At 75.6% G+C, this 6165-nt stretch carries 4 protein-coding genes; 3 read left to right on the plus strand and 1 reads right to left on the minus strand.

Features of this window, described 5'->3' with window-relative positions:
• A partial coding sequence (locus ACFV4N_RS38185) for a beta-ketoacyl synthase N-terminal-like domain-containing protein (protein ID WP_499677556.1) occupies positions 1-2018 on the minus strand: 2018 nt, incomplete at its 3' end.
• A gap of 240 nt (positions 2019-2258) precedes the next feature.
• On the opposite strand from ACFV4N_RS38185, the gene ACFV4N_RS38190 reads away from it, so the two are divergent.
• The 3 genes from ACFV4N_RS38190 to ACFV4N_RS38200 all read left to right on the plus strand — a co-directional run.
• Positions 2259-3935, plus strand: coding sequence for a fatty acyl-AMP ligase (locus ACFV4N_RS38190; RefSeq protein ID WP_499677557.1), 1677 nt, complete (start codon positions 2259-2261; stop codon positions 3933-3935).
• A gap of 62 nt (positions 3936-3997) precedes the next feature.
• Positions 3998-4969 (plus strand): alpha/beta hydrolase, encoded by a 972-nt coding sequence (locus tag ACFV4N_RS38195; protein WP_499677558.1) that lies wholly within the window; start codon positions 3998-4000, stop codon positions 4967-4969.
• Positions 4970-4979: 10 nt separating this feature from the next.
• Positions 4980-6165: MFS transporter (locus tag ACFV4N_RS38200; RefSeq protein ID WP_499677559.1), on the plus strand; the 1186-nt coding region annotated here is incomplete at its 3' end.

Consider the following 6165-nt stretch of genomic DNA (forward strand, 5'->3'; position numbering starts at 1 on the left):
ACCTGCACCCCGAACAGCGCGACCTGCCCGTCACCCAGGCCCTCGCCGGGAGCCTCCAGCAGCCCGCGCACCGAGTACGGCGCGAGCAGGCCGTCCAGCTCGTCCACCGCGTCGGCGAACACCGGTTCGGCGGCCAGCAGGCGCCGCCCCATGCCCGCCCAGCCCGAGCCGTACCCGGAGAACACCCACACCACGCCGGTCCGCGCCCCGACCCGCCGCACCCCGGACGGCAGGGCGCGCAGCGCGGCCGCCACGGAGTCCCGGTCGGACCCGCTCACCACGGCCGCGCACGGCTCGCCCCCGCGCCGCCGGGCCAGGGTGGAGCCCACGTCGTGGAGGTCGGCCGGCGAAGGACGGGCTCCGGCCCCCGTGCCACGAGGGTCGGCCGGCGTCCCCGCCAGCCACCCGGCCAACCGCTCGGCGTGCCGGCGCACCCGCTCCTCGGACACCCCGGTGACGACCAGGAACGCGGGTCCCCCGGGCCGCGGCGCCGGATCGGGCGCGGGCGGCTCCTCCAGCACGACGTGCGCGTTGGTGCCGCCGAAGCCGAACGACGACACGCCCGCGACCGCCCGGCCCGAGCGGCGCGGCCACGGCGTCGGCCCGGTGACCACGCGCAGTCCGGTGAAGTCGATATGCGGGTTGGGCGTGCGGAAGTGCGGGCTGGGCGGGATCTCGCCGCGGTGGATCGCGAGCACCGCCTTGACCAGGCCGACCAGTCCCGCGGCCGACTCGGTGTGGCCGAAGTTGGCCTTGGCGGAGCCGAGCAGCAGCGACCCGGGCCCGCCGCCCAGCACCTCGCGCAGCGCGCCCGCCTCGATCGGGTCGCCGAGCAGGGTGCCGGTGCCGTGCGCCTCCACGTAGTCGACGCGCGTCGGGTCCACGCCCGCCTCCGCGTACACCCGGCGCAGCAGGTCGGCCTGCGCCCGCGGGTTCGGGGCCATCAGCCCGTTGGACCGGCCGTCGGAGTTGACGCCGCTGCCCCGGATCACCGCCAGCACCCGGTCGCCGTCGCGCCGCGCGTCGGCCAGCCGCTTGAGCACCGCGACCGCGCACCCCTCGGCGCGGGCGATGCCGTCCGCGGCGGCGTCGAACGGCTTGCACCGGCCGTCCGCCGCGAGCAGGCCCGCGCGGTGGAAGGCGACCGTGACCGCCGGGCCCAGCAGCAGGTTCACCCCGGCGACCACGGCGGTGTCGCTCTCGCCCGCGCGCAGGCTCCGGCACGCGTGGTGCACCGCGACCAGCGACGAGGAGCACGCGGTGTCCACGGCCAGGCTCGGCCCGCGCAGGTCCAGCAGGTAGGACAGCCGGTTCGCGGCGATCGACAGCGCGCCGCCGGTGGCCGTCCACGGCTCGACCCGGTCCAGGTCGGCGGCCTGCGCCGCGCCGTGCTCGCCGCCGGAGATGCCGACGAACACGCCGGTCCGGGTGCCGCGCAGGGAGTCCGGCGCGATGCCCGCGTGGTGCAGGGCCTCCCAGGACACCTCCAGCACCAGCCGCTGCTGGGGGTCCGCGTGCGCCGCCTCGTGCGGCGCGATGCCGAAGAACTCCGCGTCGAAACCCTTGATGTCGGGCAGGAAACCGCCGAAGCGGGGCGTGCCCTCGGGCAGGCCGGGCCAGCGGTCGGGCGGTGCGGGCGCGATCGCGTCCCCGCCCTCCCGCAGGAACGCCCACAGCTCCTCCGGGCCGGCGACCCCGCCCGGCAGTCGGCAGCCGACCCCGACCACCGCGATGCCGTCACCGGCCACCGGCCCGCCGCCGGCGCGCTCGACCGCGGGACCGGCGAGGTGGCGGGCGAGCCGGGCGATCGTGGGGTGCTCGTAGACCGCGGTGGCCGGGAGCGGCGCGTCGACCAGGTCTCCCAGCGCGCCCGCCAGCACCACGGCGTCGCGGGACGACAGCCCCAGCTCGGCCAGCGGCTGGTCGACGTCGACCTCGTCCTCGGGCAGGTCCACGAGGTCCGCGACGTGGCGCGCCAACCACGCGCGGAGTTCCGCTTCCGAGGGCGTGCCGGTCATGGGAAAGCCTTTCGGGATTGTGCGCGAATCGCGGCGGAGTGCGACCGATCGTGGCCCGCCGAAGTGCCGCTAACAATAGTCCGTTCGGGTCTGGAGGAGTCGCTCGGAGTAGTTGTTGACAGTTGTTGTACCCGTGAGTAGCTTCCGTGCTCGATGTGCCGGAAAGCGTCTCCGGAAAATTTGTGGAAGACGCACAAAAGCCATTTCGGAAACTATCGCACCAGGAGAAAGAGGCTGGCCATGACCGTTGTGCTGACCAGGGCGGGCACGGTCGCCGACGCTGTCCGGCGTTGGGCCGGTGAACGCGGTGACCGCACTGCCTTCACCTTTGTCGACCACGACCTGGACCCGCTCGGCGTGCCGGTGTCGATCACCTGGGCGGAACTCGACGCGCGTGCCCGGGGCGTGGCTTCCGAGCTGCGGAAAAGGTGCGTCCCGGGTGACCGCGCACTTCTGCTGCTGCCCCAGGGGATCGACTACGTGGTGGCGTTCGTCGGCTGCCTCTACGCCGACGTGCTCGCCGTGCCGCTGTTCCCCGTCGGCGGCGATGGGCACCGCGACCGCCTGGACGGCGTGCTGCGCGACTGCGCGCCCCGGGTCGCCCTCACCGCCACCCCCGTCGACCTCGGCCTGGACGCGGTGGTGGTCGGCCGCGTGCCGCCCTCCGCCGCACCGCTGCCCGGGGGCGGCTCCGGCGGGCCCGCGTACCTCCAGTACACCTCCGGCTCGACCCGGGCACCGGCCGGCGTGGTGGTGACCGACCGGAACTTCCGGGTCAACGTCCGGCAGGCGCTCACCGCCTACGGCCTGGCCGACGCGGCGGCGTCCCCGGTCAGCTGGCTGCCGCTGTTCCACGACATGGGCCTGGTGCTGGGCGTGGGCGTGGCGCTGACCACCGGCGTCGAAGCGGTGCTGATGGACCCGCTCGCGTTCCTCTACCGCCCGTCCCGGTGGCTGCGCGCGATGCACGGCAGGCGGAACGTCATCACCGCCGCGCCGAACTTCGCCTACGACCTGTGCGTGCGCCGGGTGCCCGAGGCCGAGCGGTCCGCCGTGGACCTGTCCGGCGTGGTGGCGATGATCAACGGCAGCGAGCCGGTGCACGCGGGGACCCTGGCGCGCTTCCAGGCGGCCTTCGAACCGTGCGGCCTGCGCCCGGACGCCCAGCGCCCGTCCTACGGCCTGGCCGAGGCCACGGTCTTCGTCACCGCCTCGGACGGCCCGTCCACCACGTCCTTCGACCGCGAGGCGCTGGCCCTGGGCCGCGCCGAACCCCAACCGGACCCGGCGCGGGCGAGCGCGCTCGTCGACTGCGGCCGGGCCGTGGACCAGCACGTGGCGATCGTCGACCCGGCCACCGGCGAACCCGCGCCGGCCGACCGCGTGGGCGAGATCTGGGTGTGCGGCGAGAACGTCGCCCCCGGCTACTGGTCCGCCGGCGGCTTCGGTGGCGACGGCTTCGGCGCGGAACTGGCGGCACCCGGCCTGCCCCGCGGCCCGTGGCTGCGCACCGGCGACCTGGGCGTGCTGCACGACGGCCGCCTGCACGTCGTGGGCCGGATCAAGGACCTGATCGTCATCGACGGCCGCAACCACTACCCGCAGGACGTCGAGGCGGTGGCCGAACGCGCCGACGAGGTGATCCGCCGAGGGCACGTGGCGGCCTTCGCGGTGCCCGCCGCCGACGGCGAGGCGCTGGTCGTGGTGGCCGAGCGGACCGCCGAGCTGCCGCGCGGGGCGGTCGACCAGGCCGGGGTGCGCAACCGGGTGCGGGCGGCCGTGTCACGCCACCACGACGTGAGGGTGCGCGACGTGCTGGTCGTCGAGCCGGGCTCGGTGCCGCGCACGTCCAGCGGCAAGCTCTCCCGGGCGGCCTGCCGGGAGCGCTACCTCGCCGGCCTGCTGCCCGCGTCGTGACCCGCCTCGTCAACGACCGGCCGGATCACCTGCCGGCGGGTCCGACATTTCCGGGAGAACCCGTGTTCCGCGCGCTGCTGACCCTCTCCGCCGCCCTGACCACCGCCCTGTCCACCACCGCCCTCCTCACCGGACCCGCCCAAGCCGCGCCCTCCGTCCCCGCCGACGACGGCGCGCGGGTGGTCGCCGAGAGGTGGCTCGACCACCGCACGGCCGACCTCACCATCTCCTCACCCGCCGTCGGCGAGGACGTTCCCGTGCGGGTGCTCACCCCGCCCGGCTGGTCCCCGACCGCCAACCGCACCTGGCCCGTCCTCTACCTGCTCCAGGGCGTCGGCGACGACTACACCTCGTGGACCCGCGAGACCGACGTCGAGGAGCTGAGCGCCCCCGCCGACGTCCTCGTCGTGATGCCCGACGCCGGCCGCGCCGGGTGGTACACCGACTGGTACAACAACGGTCGGGGCGGCACGCCCAGGTGGGAGACCTTCCACACCGAGGAGCTGATCCAGCTCGTCGAGCGCAACTACCGGGGCGGCACGGCCAGGGCCGTCGCCGGGTTGTCGGCGGGCGGCACGGGCGCGTTCGCCTACTCGGCCAAGCACCCCGGCCTGTTCCGCGCCGCCGCCTCCTACAGCGGGCTGCTGTCGACGCAGTTCATCGGCGTGCCGCAGTTCATCTACACCACGGTCCTGCGCGAAGGGCTCGACCCGTACGGCCCGTGGGGGCGCGAGGCCGTCGTCCCCCTGGTGTGGGCGGCCCACAACCCCAAGAGCCTGGCGCAGGACCTGCGCGGCACCCGGCTCTACGTTTCCTTCGGCAACGGCTTCAAAGGCCCCCTGGACGACAGCTGGCTCACCCTGGACCCGTTCGAGACCATCGTCGGCACGACCTCGCCCGACTTCGTCCTCCACGCCCGGTCGCTCGGCCTGCCCATCACGGTCAACGCCTACGGCGGCGGCACCCACACCTGGAAGTACTGGCAGCGCGAGCTGCACGCGTCCTGGCCGATGCTGATGTCGGCGCTGCGATGAGGGCACCGAGGTGAACCCCGTCGTCCTGGTCGCCTGCGTCGCGGGCTTCGTCACCGCCCTGGACAACAACGTCCTGGTGGTCGCCCTGCCCGCGATCGGCGCCGACCTCGACCTGTCCACCAACGACCTCCAGTGGGCCGTGGTCAGCTACATGCTCGTGTTCGCGAGCCTGATGCCGGCCGCGGGCGCGGCGGGGGACCGGTTCGGGCCGCGCCGGGTGCTGATCACCGGCCTGGTCGGGTTCGCCGCCGCGTCCCTGGGCTGCGGCACGGCCGACGGCGCGTGGGCGCTGTCGCTGTGGCGGGCGGCCCAGGGCGCGGCCGCGGCGGCGGTCGTGCCGACCGGCCTGGCGGTGCTGCGCACCGAGCCGGACGCCGACCGCAGGCGGCTGGGCATCGCGGCGTGGACGGGCGCGCTGGCGGTGGCCCTGGCGGTCGGGCCCGCGCTGGGCGGGCTGCTCGCGGAGGCGGCGCACTGGCGGTGGATCTTCCTGGGCAACGTGCCGGTGTGCGCGGCGGCGGCCCTGCTGGCGCACCGGGTGCTGCCGTCCCGGCCCACGGCGCCGACGCCCCTGCCGGTCCGCTCCACGGTCGCGTTGACGGCGGCGGTGTTCGCCGTGACGGCCGCGGTGCTGGGCGCGGGACCCGTCATCGCGGTGGTGGCCGTGGTGGCGTGCCTGGTGTTCCGGTCGGTCGAGCGGTCGGCGGCCCACCCGCTGCTCCCGCGTTCGGCGATCGGGCTCAGGGCGTTCGCCACCGGCACGGTCGCGCAGGCGCTGTGGGGCCTGGCGGTCAGCGGCGTGCTGTTCGTGCTGCCGCTGCACCTGCACCGCGCCGAGGGCTCCACCCCGCTGGGCACCGGTCTGCTGCTGGTGCCCGCCGCGTTGGCGGTGATCGCGGGCGCGCCCGCCGTGCCGTTCCTGGTCGCCCGGTTCGGCGCGGTCCGCACGGCCGGGTCCGGGCTGGTCGCGGTGACCGCCGGGCTGCTGGTGGCGCCGGTCGTGCCCGTGCCGGGTCTGCCGGTCTGCCTGGTGGTGGTCGGTTTCGGCTCGGCGCTGACCACCCCGTTGACCACGACCGCGCTGGACGCGGCCGACGCGCGGTCCGCCGGGGTCGCCTCGGCGGTCGTCACCGCCAGCCGCGAGCTGGCGGGCGCGCTCGGCGTCGCCGTGGTGGGCCTGGCGTTCACCTCGTCCG

The sequence above is a fragment of the Actinosynnema sp. NPDC059797 genome (assembly GCF_042732085.1).
Classification (GTDB): domain Bacteria; phylum Actinomycetota; class Actinomycetes; order Mycobacteriales; family Pseudonocardiaceae; genus Actinosynnema.

Excerpts from the sequence above, each read along its gene's own strand:
- ACFV4N_RS38190 (WP_499677557.1), top strand. The coding sequence starts at position 2,259 with ATGACCGTTGTGCTGACCAGGGCGGGCACGGTCGCCGACGCTGTCCGG.